Origin of the sequence: Pseudomonas fluvialis, from assembly GCF_002234375.1 — a bacterium.
Taxonomy (GTDB): domain Bacteria; phylum Pseudomonadota; class Gammaproteobacteria; order Pseudomonadales; family Pseudomonadaceae; genus Aquipseudomonas; species Aquipseudomonas fluvialis.
In genome coordinates this window covers 52,064-67,411 of record NZ_NMQV01000019.1, presented here as the reverse complement: position 1 = coordinate 67,411, position 15,348 = coordinate 52,064, and the positions used below count along the sequence as shown (strand labels likewise).

Below are 15,348 nucleotides of genomic sequence, written 5' to 3'. Positions count from 1 at the left end.
GGCTGGGTCGGTGTTGACCCAGCTCAGGGCTTGCGTGCCAGCAGCACCGCACGCCGCGGTGCGGGCAGTCCCTCGCAGGTCAGATCGGGGTTGTCTGGGGCGAGGAAGTCGCCCAACGACTGAAAGCGCATCCAGTCGGTAGCGCGCTGCTCAGCAACCGTGGTCTGGCTGACATCCACGCATTGCACATCAACCAGTCCGGCGCGGCGCAGCCAGCGCTGCAGAGCGGGTACGGAAGGTAGGAACCAGACATTGCGCATCTGGGCGTAACGGTCTTCGGGAACCAGTACCTGTTGTTCGTCGCCTTCAACCACCAGGGTTTCCAGGACGAGCTGGCCGCCGCGCTGCAGGCAGTCCTTGAGCTCCAGTAGGTGGTCGATGGGCGAGCGACGATGGTAAAGCACGCCCATGGAGAACACCGTGTCGAAGCCTTCCAGCTTGCCAGGCAGTTCTTCCAGGGCCAGCGGCAGGTGCCAGGCCGGCAGCTCGGCCAGGTACTGGCGGGCGGCAAGGAACTGGCAGAGGAACAGCCAGTTGGGGTCGATGCCGATCACCGCATCGGCCCCGGCCCCGAGCATGCGCCACAGGTAGTAGCCATTGCCGCAGCCGACATCCAGTACGCGCTTGCCGCGCAGATCGAGATGGGCCGCGACGCGTTGCCATTTCCAGTCCGAGCGCCATTCGCAATCGACCAGACAATCGAAAAACTGCAGGGGCCCCTTGCGCCAGGGCATCAACCCGCGCAGGCCTTCCTCCAGAGCGACGCTGTCGGCGTGGCTGAGCGTGCCGTGCAGAGCAAAGCGTTCGCTCAGCTCCACACGCTCTGGAGACAGCACGGGCAGGCGTTGCAGCGCGGCCTGCCAACGCGGCAGGTCACCGTGGCCGATGGCCAGCTTGGCAGCGATCTGTTCGCCCAGGCCGTCTGCCCAGCTCGACAGCGGGCTGCCCTGCAGCTGATCGCGCAAACGTTGCAGATCAAGACGCTCGATCATGGCAGGGCGACCAGCGAGGCAAAGTTCAGGCACTGGAACCACGGCACCACCTGGCTGAAGCCGGCCTCAAGCAAGCGCTGGCGATGTACTTCCAGACTGTCCGGTTTCATGACGTTTTCCAGGGCGCTACGCTTCTGGGCAATTTCCAGTTCGCTGTAGCCGTTGGCGCGTTTGAAGGCAATGTGCAGGTCGTTGAGCAGCGTCTGTTGCTGTGCGTCGGCGAAGCACAGTTTTTCCGAGAGGATCAGTGCACCGCCCGGCAGCAGGGCCTGGCGGATGCGCGCAAGGAGTGGCAGGCGCTGCTCCGGCGGAATGAACTGCAGGGTGAAATTCATCGCCACCAGCGAGGTAGGGGCAAAGTCGATGGTCAGTACGTCGGCCTCCAGCACCTGCACGGGGAGCAGTTCCTGGTACATGGCATCCTGGGCGTTCAGGTACTCCTGGCAGCGGCTGATCATCGCGGCGGAATTGTCCACGGCGACTACCCGGCAACCTTCGCTGCGCACATGGCGACGCATGGCCTGGCTCACGGCGCCCAGCGAACAGCCCAGGTCATACAAGATGCTCTGCGGTTGGGCGAAGTGTGCGGCCAGCACGCCGATATTCTCGACGATGGTCGGGTAGCCCGGCACCGAGCGCTTGATCATGTCGGGGAACACGCGCACCACGTCTTCGTTGAAGGCGAAGTCACCCAGTTGTGCCTGGGGGGTGGCGTACAGACGATCAGGAAGGTGGCTCATCGGCGGGCCCGTGGGGGATAACAAAGGGCGGCATTCTAGTGGCCCGCCGGGCGAATTCAAAGACACAGGCAACTGCCTGGCCTGTGCGCTGTCGTTTAACGCACACGCACCGGGCAGTCATAGCGCCGGGCCGCTGGCGTGCTGCTGTCCCAGGGCTGCAGATACTCCAGGTGCAGGCGCGCCTGGCCTGGCTGGCTGGCGCGGAAGCGCCAGGTCGACAACCCGGCTGCACCGATCAGGCTGTCATCGTCGGGGTTGCGATAAACCTCCGGGCCCAGGCTGCTGAGTTGCGGGCTGGCAGCATCGAGTACCTGCCAGCGATAGCCGGTGGAGGGGTTGCTCGGCAGGCTGAGGACCAGCTCCTGACCTACCTTCAGGTCGATGGTGCGGCAGCGTGCCTGCTCGCCTGGGCTGAGAGTCAGGGTGCCAGCCTGTTGGGCACAGGCGCTCAGTGCGAGCACCAGGCTGGGCAGGGCAAGGCGCGGAAAAACAGGCATTGCAGCTCCTTGGTGGGTGTTTGGGCTGCCAGCTTAGTCAGTGCGCGAGTGCCTGGCTAGCCGGGCGTGGCTGGCCTGGCCGCGCGGATGCAGGTAGTGACCGAGCAGGTACAGCGCAATCACCAACAGGCCGGCCAGGCTGGGCAGGGGATGTGCAAGCGAGCTGAGCATGATGAAACCTCCGGAACAGGACGTTCAGGGCAATGCAAGGGCCTTGCCAGATACAACCGCCCGCCAGGCCGGGTGCGTTGCCGGAGGCGGGCCTTGTTGTGCGTGTTTTTGGTGCACAAAGGCCTGGGTGTGCTGCTTTGTTGCCAGGCTGTACGAGCCTGTCGCCTGGACGTAGCGCTTTTCATGGATCAGGCTGGCATGCTGTAGGCACTGCCGTATGTCTGTCGGCAGTGCCGCCGCGAACGCCATTGGCGTCACAGGGAAGCCGGCTTGCTGCCACCCCGAGGTTTTCTAGCATGCTCAATGCCCGCCTGCTGCGCCTGGACGACCAGGCCCATGAACACGCCCACGATCACCATCAACTGGTGCTGTCGCTGTCCGGACGCGCCGAGTTCGAGGTCAACGGCCGTGGTGGCGAAGTATGCCGGATGCGCGCCTGCCTGGTGCCCGGTGATGCCGAGCACCAGTTCGCCGGGGTGGGCGACAATCGTATGCTGATTCTCGACCTCGATGAACGTGATACGCCGCTCGAGGACCTGCGTCTGCTCGAGCAGCTTTTCGATACCCCGCGTTTTCCTGCGCTGGATGCCGATTTCCAGAACCTGCTCAACTATGCCGGCGCCGAACTGGCTCGCTATGGCAGCGATCCGTTGCTGGCCCGTGCGCTGGGTGGCGTGCTGCTGCGCGCGCTCCATCTGCGGCTCTTCGCGCCACGCAGCAGTGCGCGTCCGCTGCCGCTGGATATCGAGCGGTTGGAGCGTTATGTACAAGACAACCTGGCCCGACGCATCAGCGTGGCCGAACTGGCCAGCCAGGCCTGTCTGAGTCCCAGTCACTTCCATGCGCTGTTCAAGGACAGCCTGGGCCTGACACCGCACCAATACCTGCTCAAGGCGCGTCTGGATCATGCCAGCCGACTGCTGCGCAGCAGTTCGTTGCCGCTGGTACGCATTGCCGAGGAGTGCGGTTTCTCCAGTCAGAGCGCCCTGACCACGGCCATGCGTCGCTACCTTGGCCTGACACCCAAGGGCCTGCGCCGCGACGGTTGAGTGCGCGCATTCTGGAGTTTTCTGCAAAAACTCCAGAGCCTTCTGCAAGAAAGCCAATGCCCTCTGCCCCTAGATTCGCTTATCCCGCCGCTGGTCCGCTTGTGCGTGCCTGACTTGTACCTCAGCGGCAATGGGCTAGACCGAACAATAACCATCTCCACAAGAGGAGGGGCGTGATGTTTCCCGCCAGTCACGTCTTGCAGGGCGACTTTCTTACCCGGACAGCCGCCGAGTTCTTCCCCGTCATCACGGGTAACTATGCCGTGGACGAGGAAGCCTATCTGAATGAGCTCCTGCAGCTCGCCGACCCTGGTGAACAGGGTATCCAGGCTATCCGCCAGGATGCCCGCGCGCTGATCGAACAGGTGCGCAACCGGGATAATGCCGTCGATACCCTCGACGCCTTGCTGCGCCAGTACAGCCTCGATACCCAGGAAGGGCTCATGCTCATGTGCCTGGCCGAGGCTTTGCTGCGCGTACCGGACAGCGCCACCGCCGATGCGCTGATCCGTGACAAGCTCAGTGCCGCCGAATGGGAGCGTCATCTGGGCCAGAGTGACAACCTGCTGGTCAATTTCGCGGCCTGGGGCCTGGTGATGACCGGCAAGGTGGTCGACCCGCAGTCCGCCGATGGTCGTCCCAAGAGTGTCATCGGCCGGTTGATCCAGCGTTCTGGCGAGCCGGTGATCCGTGCCGCGATGAACCAGGCGATGAAGCTGATGGGTGGCCAGTTCGTGCTGGGACGCAGCATCAGCGAGGCGCTGAAGAACGGCCGCAAGTGCCGCGAGCAGGGCTACACCTACTCCTTCGACATGCTCGGTGAAGCGGCACTGACCGCCGAGGATGCCGAGAAATACCTGGCCGACTACCGGCAGGCCATCGAGACGGTCGGCCGTGAGCCTCAGGTGGGCAACGGCCCACGGCCTTCGGTGTCGATCAAGCTGTCGGCACTGCACCCGCGTTACGAAGTGGCGCAAAAGACCCGTGTACTCACTGAACTGTTCGAGCGGGTCCGCGAGCTGGCCAGCCTGGCGCGCCGCCTGGATGTGGGCATCACCATCGATGCCGAGGAAGCCGACCGCCTGGAGCTGTCGCTGGAGCTGTTCGAAAAACTGCTGCGCGATCCGGCTATTGCCGGTTGGGGCGAGTTCGGCCTGGTCATCCAGGCGTACTCCAAACGCTGCCTGCCGGTGCTGGTCTGGCTGACGTTGCTGGGCCGCGAGCTGAAGGCGCGTATTCCGTTGCGCCTGGTCAAAGGCGCCTACTGGGACAGCGAGATCAAGCAGTGTCAGGTACAGGGCCTGGATGGCTATCCGGTGTTTACCCGCAAGGAAGCTACCGATACCTCCTACCTGGCTTGTGCCCGCTACCTGCTCAGCGAACACACCCGCGGGGTGATCTACCCGCAGTTCGCCAGTCATAACGCCCACACCGTCAGCTGTATCCTGGCCATGGCGCGCGACTTGCCGCGGCCGCGTGACTTCGAGTTCCAGCGCCTGCATGGCATGGGCGATGCCCTGTATGACACGGTGCTTGAACAGCATGGCCGCAATGTGCGGATCTATGCCCCGGTGGGCGCGCACAAGGACCTGCTGCCCTATCTGGTACGGCGCCTGCTGGAGAACGGTGCCAACTCGTCCTTCGTCCACCAGTTGGTCGATCCGCGGGTTCCGGTCGACTCGCTGATCGATCACCCGGTTAGCCAACTGCGCCAGCACACCCGGCTGGCCAATCATCGTATTCCCCTGCCACCGGCGCTGTTTGGCGCGGCGCGCAAGAACTCGCAAGGCCTCAATATGAATATCCAGCAAGAATGGAATGCTTTGGAAGCAGCGCTCAACGTGCAACTGCAACGCCAGTGGCAGGCCGCTCCGGTCATCAACGGCACCAGCCTGGCTGGCCAGGCGCATGAGGTGCGTTGTCCCTACGACCTGCAGCGCTTGGTCGGCACGGCGCAGTGGGCTACGGCCGACCAGGCCGCCCAGGCCATGGATGCGCTGTATGCCGCCTGGCCGCGCTGGAGTGCTACGCCGGTGGAACAGCGTGCCGCCGTGCTGGAGCGTCTCGCTGAGCTACTGGAGGCCAATCGCGCCGAGCTGATGGCGCTGTGCACCCTGGAGGCCGGCAAGAGCCTGCAGGACGGTATTGACGAAGTGCGTGAAGCGGTGGATTTCTGCCGTTACTACGCTCAGCAGGCCCGCGAGAAGTTGCAGCGCAGCGAGTTGAAAGGGCCGACCGGCGAGCGCAACGAGCTGTTCTACGAGGGGCGTGGGGTGTTTGCCTGCATCAGTCCGTGGAACTTCCCCCTGGCGATTTTCCTCGGGCAGATCAGCGCGGCGCTGGTCGCCGGCAACACCGTGCTGGCCAAACCGGCCGAGCAGACCAGCCTGATTGCGGCGCGCACCCTTGAACTGATGTTCGAAGCCGGCCTGCCGCAGGAGGTGATTGCCCTGCTGCCCGGCGATGGCGCCACCCTGGGTGGGGTGTTCTGTCGTGATGCGCGACTGGCCGGGGTGTGCTTTACCGGCTCCACCGAAGTGGCCCGGCTGATCAACCGCCAGCTGGCCGACAAGCCCGGGGCGATTGCCACGCTGATCGCCGAGACCGGTGGACAGAACGCCATGATCGTCGACTCCACGGCGCTGCCCGAGCAGGTCATCAAGGATGCCGTTGCCTCGGCCTTTACCAGCGCCGGGCAGCGCTGCTCGGCGCTGCGCGTCATGTACGTGCAGGCTGATATTGCCGAGCGGGTCATCGACCTGCTCAAGGGTGCCATGGCCGAACTGCGTGTGGGGCCCACCCATCTGCGCGAGAACGATGTCGGGCCGGTCATCGATGGTGAAGCCAAGGCGGGCCTGCAGGCACATATCGACACGCTCAAGGGGCAGGGCAAGCTGCTCGCCGAGGCGGGGTTGCCGCAAGGCCTGAATGGTCACTTCATCGCGCCGGTGGCGTTTGAAATCTCCGCCATCAGCGAGCTGGAAAAAGAGCAGTTCGGCCCCATCCTGCACCTGGTGCGCTATGAGGCCAGCGCGCTGGAACAGGTGGTGGCGGATATCAATGGCACCGGCTACGGCCTGACCATGGGTGTGCACAGCCGTAACGAGGCCACCGCGCAGCGCATCGAGCATCTGGCTCGGGTGGGCAACCTCTACGTCAACCGCAACCAGATCGGCGCGGTGGTCGGTGTGCAGCCCTTCGGCGGCCATGGCCTGTCCGGTACCGGTCCCAAGGCGGGTGGTCCGAACTACCTGATGCGTTTTGTCAGCGAGCGCACCACCTCGGTCAACACCACGGCGGTCGGCGGCAATGCGTCGCTGCTGTCACTGAACGATAACGATTGAGAAATGCCGGGCCTGAGCGGAAACTTGCGTGCCCGCTCAGGTTTTTCGTGATCAGCGCAGCGTGGCAACAAGCCGCTCCTCGTGGAGTAGGCAGCTTTTTACAAGGCCGGTTTGCGGCTTGCAGCGGAGTGGCGCGATGCCCCGGGTGACGCGTCGACAACACAACAGCGGTGGCCTGGCTGCCCAACAACAAGAGAGAACAAGATGAACGAGCAGAGCTTATTCGTAGTCGGGGCGACCTTCGTGGTCTACCTGGTGCTGATGCTGGGCATCGGCATTGTCGCCTATCGGCGCACGGTCAACCTGTCCGACTATATCCTCGGCGGCCGTTCCATTGGTCCGACCACGGCGGCGCTGTCGGCTGGTGCTTCGGACATGAGTGGCTGGTTGTTGCTCGGTCTGCCTGGCTATGCGCTGGTGGCCGGTTTCGAGGCCAGCTGGATTGCCATCGGTCTGTTGACCGGTACCTGGCTGAACTGGCTGTTTGTGGCACGCCGTCTGCGCGTCTATTCGCATGCGGCGAACGACTCGGTGACCATGCCGGCCTATTTCGAGAATCGCTTCAATGACAAGAGCCATGCGCTGCGCGTGGTGTCGGCGATCTTCATCCTGCTGTTCTTCCTCTTCTATGCCAGCTCCGGCCTGGTGGCGGCGGGCAAGTTGTTCGAGTCGGTGTTTGCCTTGGACTACAAGATCGCCGTGGTGGTGGGAACCATTGCCGTGGTCTCCTATACCCTGTTCGGTGGCTTCCTCGCCGTAGCCTGGACTGACGTGGTACAGGGCTTGCTGATGGCGCTGGCACTGGTACTGGTGCCGGTCTTTGCCCTGAATGCGGTGGGTGGTGTCGATGCGGCACATGCCGCCATGCAGGCCAAGAACCCGGAACTGCTGACCTTCTTCACCGATGTGAAGGGTGAGCCCCTGGGCTGGATTGCCATTCTTTCCCTGCTCGGCTGGGGTCTCGGCTACTTTGGCCAGCCGCACATCCTGGCGCGCTTCAAAGCCATTGCCAACGACAAGGACATGCCGACTGCCCGGCGCATTGCGGTGAGCTGGACAGCACTGACCCTGTTTGCGGCCCTGGCTATCGGCTGGGTAGCGATCGCCTACCTGCCGACCGATCTCAAGGATGCCGAAACGGTGTTCATGGTGCTGGTCAACAGCCTGTTCCATCCGGTCGTGGCCGGTATCCTGATGGCCGCCGTGCTGGCCGCCATCATGTCGACGGCCGACTCGCAATTGCTGGTCAGCTCTTCGGCACTGGCCGAGGACTTCTACAAGGCCATTCTCAAGAAGAATGCCGATGGTAACGAGCTGATCTGGATCGGTCGTGCCGCGGTGGTAGTGATCGCCTTGCTGGCGCTGTACTTCGCTCTCAACCCGGAAAGCACGGTACTGGGCCTGGTGTCCTATGCCTGGGCGGGCTTTGGTGCAGCCTTTGGCCCGGCAATCCTGCTGTCGCTGTTCTGGAAACGCATGAATCGTCATGGTGCACTGGCTGGCATTCTGCTGGGCGGGATTACCGTGGTGGTCTGGAAACAGCTTTCCGGTGGTCTCTTCGATCTGTACGAGATCATCCCCGGCTTCCTCCTGGCGACCCTGGCGATCATCGTAGTCAGCCTGCTGACTGCCGAGCCGGACGCCGAGCTGCAGGCAACCTTCGACGAAGTGGACCGCCAGATGGCGCGCTGAGTCTTAGTTGCGGGCCCGTGGGCGTTGGTCGTTGCCCACTGACCGCGTGCTTCTGGCACACCCCCACGTACGACCCGATAGTGCTTCGCCGGCCACACCCCAGGGTGCTGGCCGGTTTTTTTGTGCGTGCCGGCTATGCTCAGGAAACGCATCATGCGTCGACAGCCAGGGAGCAGCGGTCATGGACATGCTCGAGCGACTGCAGGGGGAGGGTGCCCTGCTGGGTAAGCTGCGTTGCCTTTTCCAGGTGCTGCGTGGCAAGGCTCCCCAGGTGGAGCGATTGGCCATTGCCCTGTATGACGAAGCTACGGATTGTGTGAAGACCTTTCTGGCCCTTGAGGAGCCCAGCAACTCACTGGGTCACTACCATGCGCGCTTGTCGGAAACCACCTGGCTATTAACCGTGGCGCGCAGCCTGCGTCCGCGTCTGATCGAGGATTTGCGGGTACTCGCCGGCAGTCGCAAACCGCACGTTAAACAACTGCTGGATGCCGGTTACCTGAGTAGCTATACCCTGCCGATGTGCGTCAATGGACACTTCTTCGGCTTCATATTCTTCAATGCCCGACAAGCCGGGGCATTCGGCGAGGCCTTGCGGGCCGAGCTGGACATGCTGGCGCATCTGCTCAGCCTGATGGTCTACCAGGAGCGCATGACGTTGCGTACCTTGCAGGCAACCTTGCGCAGCGCCCTCGGGGTGAGTCGTGTCAGGGATCCGGAGAGTGCCGGGCACCTCGAACGCATGGCGCGCTATGCCTGGCTGATCGGTCATCACCTGGCAGCAGATCATCAGTTGAGCGACGAGTATGTCGAACATCTCGGCCTGTTTGCCCCGCTGCATGATCTGGGCAAGTTGAGTACGCCGGATCGTGTATTGCTCAAGCCGGGGCCGCTGGATGTGCTGGAAACCTTGCTGATGCGTGAGCACCCCAGGGCTGGCCTCGAGCTGCTCGATGAGTTGCTCGACAATTTCGCCCTGGGTGGCGTGGGCTGGGTGCAGATGTTGCGCAATATCGTGCTTTACCACCATGAGGCGCTGGATGGTTCTGGATATCCGGAAGGCCTGGTGGGGCGAGCTATTCCATTGGAAGCACGCATTGTTGCAGTGGCCGATGTGTTCGATGCCTTGACCAGTGAGCGGCCCTACAAACAAGCCTGGCCGAACGAGTTGGCTTTCAGTCTGTTGCGCCAGGAAGCCGGGGTGCGTCTGGATGAGGCGTGCGTGGCAGTCTTGTTGGCGCATCCCGAAGCCGTACGGGAGATTCAGCAGCAGTGTGCGGAAAGTCGTTTTGGCTGAGTGAGCGTCTCAGGTCCGCCAGAGAATCTCGCTGACGCCTTCGGTAGTGACCTGTAGCCAACGATCACCTTCTTCCTCGGCTTCCTCCTCGTCCCAGGAACCGGGGGCGCAACGGATTGGCACGCCGAGCGCAGCATTGGCTGCACGTGCGCAGGCCAGGTCGTCTTCCCAGGGCGTGCGGTCACTTTCCAGCAGCAGGCAGTGCCAGTTGCCGACCGCCTTGTGCAGCCACAGCACGGGAATTTCACCCGCTTGGCACTGCTGGGTCTTGCCGCGGCTTTGCCAGGGGCTGCAGGGCGCGATGGCCTGGCTCAGCCATTCGGCCACGGCGTCCTGGTCGCTGTCTTTCAGGTAGATCTCGATATCCGGTTGGCGCATGTGCAATTCCTCTGGCTGGGCGATTTGCTCGGCACGGCAGGCCAGGCGCGTCAGGCTGTCTTGATGATCCAATCGTAGCGTATGGATACCACGACTTCTAAGGGGCTGGCGATAACCGCGGCGCGCCGCTCGGCACTGGCCCGCCAGCCGTGCGGGGTCATGGCCAGCAAGTCAGCGCGGTCTTCCGCCTGCGGCAGCGCGAGGCGGTATTCCAGGGTCTGGGTATCACTCAGCTGCATGCCGTGGGGAATCAGCTGCAGGTGCTTTTCGTCGTCATACGGGCGTACTTCATCGTACAGGCGCTGGCGCAGCTCAAAGAGATGCTGGCGGGTGGGGCCCATGCGCAACAGTCCGCCGCCGACGGGCAGCAGGCGATAGGCTTCCTGCCAGTCGAGCGGACTGAACACGCTGGTCAGCAGCGCACAGCTGGCATCGGCCAGCGGAATGCGGGCCATGCTGGCGACCAGCCAGGTGACGTTCCGGCTGCGCTTGCAGGCCTGGCGTACGGCATCGCGGGAGATGTCCAGGCCGTAGGCCTGACTGTCCGGCAGCGCCGCAGCCAGCTGGCTGGTGTAGTAGCCCTCGCCGCAGCCGATATCCAGCCACTGGCGTGGCGCATGGCTGGCGGCCAGTTGCGCCAGGCGCTGGGCCAGCGGGGCATAGTGGCCGGCCTGCAGGAAACGCCGGCGGGCCTCGACCATCGCCGGGTTGTCGCCCGGTGCGCGGCTGTTCTTGTGCTGTACCGGCAGTAGGTTGAGGTAGCCCTGGCGCGCCCGGTCGAAGCGGTGGCCCTGACTGCAACAGGCTCCCTGCGCGTCATAGGCCAGGCTGTGCTGGCAGAGCGGACAGATCAGCATGCGAGCAGACGTACCAGGGTCTGGTAGTAGATTTCGCTGAGGGCATCCAGGTCGGCGGCACGGATGTGTTCGTCACGCTGGTGGATGGTGGCATTCAGCGGACCCAGTTCGACCACCTGGGTGCCCAGGGTGGCGATGAAACGGCCGTCCGAAGTACCGCCGCTGGTCGAAGGGGTGGTGTGGATGCCGCACACCGCCTCGATGCTCGCCGCCACCGCATCGAGCAGTGCGCCGGGCTGGGTGAGGAAGGGCAGGCCGGACAGCGCCCAGTCGATGTGCCAGTCCAGGCCATGGCGGTCGAGAATGGCCGCGACACGCTGTTGCAGGCTCTCCACGGTGGATTCGGTGGAGAAACGGAAGTTGAATACGCAGGTCAGCTCGCCCGGGATGACGTTGGTGGCGCCGGTGCCGGCATGGATGTTGGAGATTTGCAGGCTGGTCGGAGGGAAGTAGGCATTGCCGCTATCCCAGTGTTCGCCAGCCAGCTCTGCCAGTGCCGGAGCAGCCAGGTGGATGGGGTTTTTGGCCAGGTGCGGATAGGCGACGTGACCCTGCTTGCCACGCACTGTCAGCGTGGCGCCGAGGCTGCCGCGTCGTCCGTTCTTGACGATGTCGCCGAGTTGCTCGGTGCTCGAGGGCTCGCCGACGATGCACCAGTCGAGCCGCTCGTTGCGCGCGCGCAGGCGTTCCACCACGGCGCGGGTGCCATGCTGGGCCGGCCCTTCTTCATCGCTGGTGATGAGGAAGGCAATCGCCCCCTGGTGGTTGGGATGGTCGGCAACAAAACGCTCAACGGCGGTGATCATCGCCGCCAGGCTGCCTTTCATGTCCGCCGCGCCGCGTCCGCGCAGCATGCCCTGGGCATCGATCTGCGGTTCGAAGGGCGGGTATTGCCAGGCCTCCAGGGGGCCGGTCGGCACCACGTCGGTGTGCCCGGCAAAGCACAGCACCGGGCCGTCGCCGCCGCGCCTGGCCCAGAAATTGTCCACTTCCTCGATGCGCATCGGCTCGATGTTGAAGCCCGCTGCCGCCAGGCGTTCGCACATCAGCGCCTGACAACCTTCGTCGGCCGGGGTGACCGAGGGGCGGCGGATCAGCTCGAAAGCCAGTTCCAGGGTAGGGGACAGCGCAGGCATGCAAGGCTCCAGCGGGCAGGTAAAAAAGGCCGGTCATATTAGCAGGCCAGTACCGGCCAGGGGTATCGGCCAAGCGTCGGGCACGCTGGGCTGCAAGCGCTGGGCTAGACTGTGGCAGTCCAACCAGGCAGGTGTCCTATGTTGCAGCGTGAACACTGTGGGCTGTTGATCATTGATATCCAGGGGCGTCTGGCGCAGACGGTGGAGGAGAGCGCGGCGCTGCTGGACAACTGCCGGCGGCTGATCCTCAGCGTACAGTGCCTGGGCCTGCCGATTGTCTGGGTGGAGCAGAACCCGCAGGGGCTGGGGGCGACCGTGCCTGAGCTGGCGGATTTGCTGACAGGTCTGCAGCCGATCAGCAAATACAGCTTTGATGCCTGTGGCGAACCGGCGGTTCTGCAGGCTGTGCAGGACAGCGGCCGGCAGCAGTGGCTGCTATGTGGCATCGAGGCACACATCTGTGTGTTCCAGACAGCCCGCAGCCTGTTGGCCCGCGGTTATCAGGTCGAGTTGCTGAGTGACTGCATGGCCTCGCGGCGCCTCGCCAACAAACAGCTGGCGCTGACCCGCCTGCAAGGGCTGGGGGCCACGCTGAGCAGCCTGGAGATGAGCCTCTACGAGTTGCTCGGTGATTGCCGCAGCGAGGCGTTTCGTCCCGTGCTGGCACTGCTCCGTTGAGGCTGGCGCTGCACGTATAATGCGCGCCCGGTTGGCGATGAGGTGGCGCAATGGCCCTTGATGATCAGCGTTTTGGTGGAATTGCCCGGCTGTACGGAAGCGATGGCCTGGCCCGCCTGCAGGCCGCACACGTGGCGGTGGTCGGTATCGGCGGGGTAGGCAGCTGGGTGGCCGAGGCGCTGGCGCGCACTGGCGTGGGTGAGCTGTCGCTGTTCGACCTGGATGACGTGTGCATCACCAACACCAATCGCCAGGTGCACGCCCTGCAGGGCGCGGTCGGGCGGGCCAAGGTCGAGGTCATGGCCGAGCGCATCCACGCCATCAATCCGGCCTGCCGGGTGCATGCCGTGGCGGACTTCGTGACCCGCGACAATCTCGCCGAGCTGATTACCCCGCAGCTGGACATGGTCATCGACTGCATCGATAGCGTGGCGGCCAAGGCGGCGCTGATTGCCTGGTGCAAGCGTCGCAAGATCGCCATCGTCACCACCGGCGGTGCGGGGGGGCAGATCGATCCGACCCGCGTGCAGGTGGTCGACCTGAACAAGACCTTCAATGATCCGCTGGCTGCCAAGGTGCGCTCCACCCTGCGCCGCGACTATGGCTTCTCGCGCACGCCCGGCAAGCATTACAGCGTGCCCTGTGTGTTTTCCAGCGAACAGCTGCGTTACCCCAAGCCCGACGGCACGGTCTGTCAGGCCAAGGGGTTTGTCGGCGAGGGGGTCAAACTGGACTGCGCCGGCGGTTTCGGCGCGGTGATGATGGTGACTGCTACCTTCGCCATGGCTGCCACTGCCAAGGCCGTGGAAAAACTGCTGGCCGGCGCACGTCGCCCGGCGGAACGCACGGCGTCATAACTGCCTGTCAGGCGTGCTTAAGGATGTGTTGCAGCACGGCATGCAGGCCGTTGCTGCGCGAGGGCGTGAGCTGGCGTTGCAGGCCCAGCTGGTTGAACCAGTCGGCGATATCCAGCTGGGCCAGCTCGCTGACCGGCAGTGTGTTGATGCGTGCCAGCAGTACCGCGAGCAGTCCGCGCAGCAGGCGGGCGTCGCTGTCGGCGCGCCACTGGCTGGCGCCGGCGGGGCCGTCGGCAACCAGCCAGACCTGGCTGCTGCAGCCTTGCACCTGGTTGGCCGTGCAGCGTTCGGCGTCACTGAGCGGCGCCAGGCGCTGCCCCCACTCGAGCAGCAGGCGGGCGCGCTGCTCCCAGCCGGCAGCCTGGCTGAATTGCTCAAGGGCGGTTTGCGCGGCGTCGGGTAAAGGGTTCATTGCAGCAGTGCCAGGGCGTTGTCGAGGGCGCTGAACAGCCGTGCCAGATCCTCGCCATCGTTGTACAGGCCGAGGGAGACCCGGCACGCCCCGGGCAGGCCGAGGCTGTGCAACAGCGGCTGGGCGCAGTGGTGGCCATGGCGGATGGCAATGCCCTGTTCGGCGAGCAGGTGTGCCAGATCGCTGCCATGCACGCCGTCGACGACGAAGCTGGCCAGGGCGCACTGTGGTGTGCCGAGCAGGCGCAGCGCCGGACGCTGGCGCAGGCCGTCGAGCAGCGCGTGGTGCAGGGCGGCTTCATGGCGTGCCACGGCCTGGGCATCAAGGCCATCCAGATAGCGCAAGGCCGCGCCCAGGGCGATCACCCCGGCGATGGGCGGGGTGCCGGCCTCCAGGCCCAATGGTGGCGGCAGGAAACTGGCCTGCTGGTAATCGGTGTGGCTGAGCATCTCGCCGCCGAACTGCCAGGGCCGCAACAGGCGGGCGGCCTGCTGGCGGGCGTACAGCACACCCACGCCATCGGCGCTGTACAGCTTGTGCGCGGAGAAAACGTAGAAATCGCAGCCCAGCGCGGCCAGGTCGGGGCGCTGGTGAACGCAGCCCTGGGCACCGTCCACCAGGGTCAGCGCGCCCTGTGCACGGGCCAGCTCAAGCAGTGCAGGCAGCGGGTTCCAGCGGCCCAGCACGTTGGACAGTTGGCTGACCGCGAGCAGGCGACAGCGCGGGCCGATCAGCGCGGCGGCCTGTTGCAGGTCGATCTCGCCTGCGGCGCTCAGCGGCAGGATGCGCAGGCTTAACTGCTGACGTTGTGCCAGCTGCTGCCAGGGCAGCAGGTTGGCGTGATGTTCCAGCGCGCTGATGACGATCTCGTCGCCGGCCTGCCAGGGGATGTCCAGGCTGTAGGCCAGCAGGTTGATGGCCTCGGTGCAGCTGCGCGTGAAGATGATCTCCCGGCTGTCGGCGGCGTTCAGCCAGCCGGCCAGCTGCTCGCGTACGCCTTCGAAGGCTTGGGTGGCGCGCTGTGCCGGAAGGTGCTGGGCACGGTGCACATTGGCGGCGCCGCGGCTGTAGTAGTCGCGCAGGGCGTCGAGCACGGCCTGCGGTTTCTGTGCCGTGGCCGCGCTGTCCAGATAGGTCTGGCCTTCGTCGTGCAGGGAGAGGATGCCGGGGAAGTCGGCGCGCCAGGGAGAAATGAGTGACATGGGCTGAACCGGTTCAAGCCTTCGCTACAGGCTGAAGGCGGGACGA

15 protein-coding genes are annotated in these 15,348 nt (G+C 64.5%); 6 read left to right on the top strand and 9 right to left on the bottom strand.

Going from position 1 to position 15,348, the window contains the following annotated elements; translation table 11 throughout:
- Window positions 1-23 precede the first annotated feature (23 nt).
- From cmoB to CFY91_RS16015, 4 genes are all read right to left on the bottom strand, one after another.
- Entirely contained in the window at window positions 24-992 is a 969-nt protein-coding gene (gene cmoB, locus CFY91_RS10345) for a tRNA 5-methoxyuridine(34)/uridine 5-oxyacetic acid(34) synthase CmoB (protein ID WP_093986291.1), read from the bottom strand.
- The gene (cmoA, locus tag CFY91_RS10340) at window positions 989-1,732 is read right to left on the bottom strand and encodes a carboxy-S-adenosyl-L-methionine synthase CmoA (protein ID WP_093986289.1); all 744 of its coding nucleotides are present in this window, start codon (window positions 1,730-1,732) and stop codon (window positions 989-991) included. Before cmoA ends, cmoB begins: the two co-directional genes overlap by 4 nt.
- A 95-nt stretch (window positions 1,733-1,827) precedes the next feature.
- A complete protein-coding gene (locus tag CFY91_RS10335) occupies window positions 1,828-2,229 on the bottom strand; it encodes a protease inhibitor I42 family protein (RefSeq protein ID WP_093986288.1) in 402 nt (133 codons plus the stop codon).
- Between the two features lie 33 nt (window positions 2,230-2,262).
- Window positions 2,263-2,400 (bottom strand): hypothetical protein, encoded by a 138-nt coding sequence (locus tag CFY91_RS16015; RefSeq protein ID WP_157825264.1) that lies wholly within the window; start codon window positions 2,398-2,400, stop codon window positions 2,263-2,265.
- Between the two features lie 296 nt (window positions 2,401-2,696).
- Here CFY91_RS16015 and CFY91_RS10330 point away from each other — a divergent pair, with 296 nt between their 5' ends.
- The 4 genes from CFY91_RS10330 (at window position 2,697) to CFY91_RS10315 (ending at window position 9,782) form a co-directional block, all read left to right on the top strand.
- Entirely contained in the window at window positions 2,697-3,449 is a 753-nt protein-coding gene (locus CFY91_RS10330) for a helix-turn-helix domain-containing protein (RefSeq protein ID WP_093986287.1), read from the top strand.
- A 176-nt stretch (window positions 3,450-3,625) separates the two neighbouring features.
- Window positions 3,626-6,793, top strand: coding sequence for a bifunctional proline dehydrogenase/L-glutamate gamma-semialdehyde dehydrogenase PutA (putA, locus tag CFY91_RS10325; protein WP_093986286.1), 3,168 nt, complete (start codon window positions 3,626-3,628; stop codon window positions 6,791-6,793).
- 204 nt (window positions 6,794-6,997) lie between these two features.
- The gene (gene putP / locus CFY91_RS10320; RefSeq protein WP_093986285.1) at window positions 6,998-8,485 is read left to right on the top strand and encodes a sodium/proline symporter PutP; all 1,488 of its coding nucleotides are present in this window, start codon (window positions 6,998-7,000) and stop codon (window positions 8,483-8,485) included.
- 181 nt (window positions 8,486-8,666) lie between these two features.
- Entirely contained in the window at window positions 8,667-9,782 is a 1,116-nt protein-coding gene (locus tag CFY91_RS10315) for an HD domain-containing phosphohydrolase (RefSeq protein ID WP_093986284.1), read from the top strand.
- Window positions 9,783-9,791: 9 nt separating this feature from the next.
- Here CFY91_RS10315 and CFY91_RS10310 read toward each other — a convergent pair whose 3' ends face one another.
- The 3 genes from CFY91_RS10310 to dapE are packed head-to-tail and all read right to left on the bottom strand — an operon-like array spanning window position 9,792 to window position 12,153.
- Complete coding sequence (locus tag CFY91_RS10310; RefSeq protein WP_093986282.1) at window positions 9,792-10,160, bottom strand: hypothetical protein; 369 nt, start codon at window positions 10,158-10,160, stop codon at window positions 9,792-9,794.
- A 50-nt stretch (window positions 10,161-10,210) separates the two neighbouring features.
- Window positions 10,211-11,017 (bottom strand): putative RNA methyltransferase, encoded by an 807-nt coding sequence (locus CFY91_RS10305; RefSeq protein WP_093986280.1) that lies wholly within the window; start codon window positions 11,015-11,017, stop codon window positions 10,211-10,213.
- Complete coding sequence (gene dapE / locus CFY91_RS10300) at window positions 11,011-12,153, bottom strand: succinyl-diaminopimelate desuccinylase (RefSeq protein WP_093986279.1); 1,143 nt, start codon at window positions 12,151-12,153, stop codon at window positions 11,011-11,013. Before dapE ends, CFY91_RS10305 begins: the two co-directional genes overlap by 7 nt.
- Window positions 12,154-12,291: 138 nt before the next feature.
- On the opposite strand from dapE, the gene CFY91_RS10295 reads away from it, so the two are divergent.
- Both CFY91_RS10295 and tcdA read left to right on the top strand, forming a co-directional pair.
- A complete protein-coding gene (locus CFY91_RS10295; RefSeq protein ID WP_093986278.1) occupies window positions 12,292-12,831 on the top strand; it encodes an isochorismatase family protein in 540 nt (179 codons plus the stop codon).
- A gap of 50 nt (window positions 12,832-12,881) precedes the next feature.
- Window positions 12,882-13,688 (top strand): tRNA cyclic N6-threonylcarbamoyladenosine(37) synthase TcdA, encoded by an 807-nt coding sequence (gene tcdA / locus CFY91_RS10290; protein ID WP_093986277.1) that lies wholly within the window; start codon window positions 12,882-12,884, stop codon window positions 13,686-13,688.
- A 7-nt stretch (window positions 13,689-13,695) separates the two neighbouring features.
- Here the strand turns inward: tcdA and CFY91_RS10285 are convergent, their stop codons facing one another.
- Together CFY91_RS10285 and CFY91_RS10280 are read right to left on the bottom strand one after the other, a co-directional pair.
- Window positions 13,696-14,100 carry a SufE family protein gene (locus CFY91_RS10285; RefSeq protein WP_093986275.1) on the bottom strand — a complete coding sequence of 135 codons (405 nt, stop codon included), beginning with the start codon at window positions 14,098-14,100 and terminating at the stop codon, window positions 13,696-13,698.
- A complete protein-coding gene (locus CFY91_RS10280; protein ID WP_093986274.1) occupies window positions 14,097-15,302 on the bottom strand; it encodes an aminotransferase class V-fold PLP-dependent enzyme in 1,206 nt (401 codons plus the stop codon). Before CFY91_RS10280 ends, CFY91_RS10285 begins: the two co-directional genes overlap by 4 nt.
- Between the last annotated feature and the right edge of the window lie 46 nt (window positions 15,303-15,348).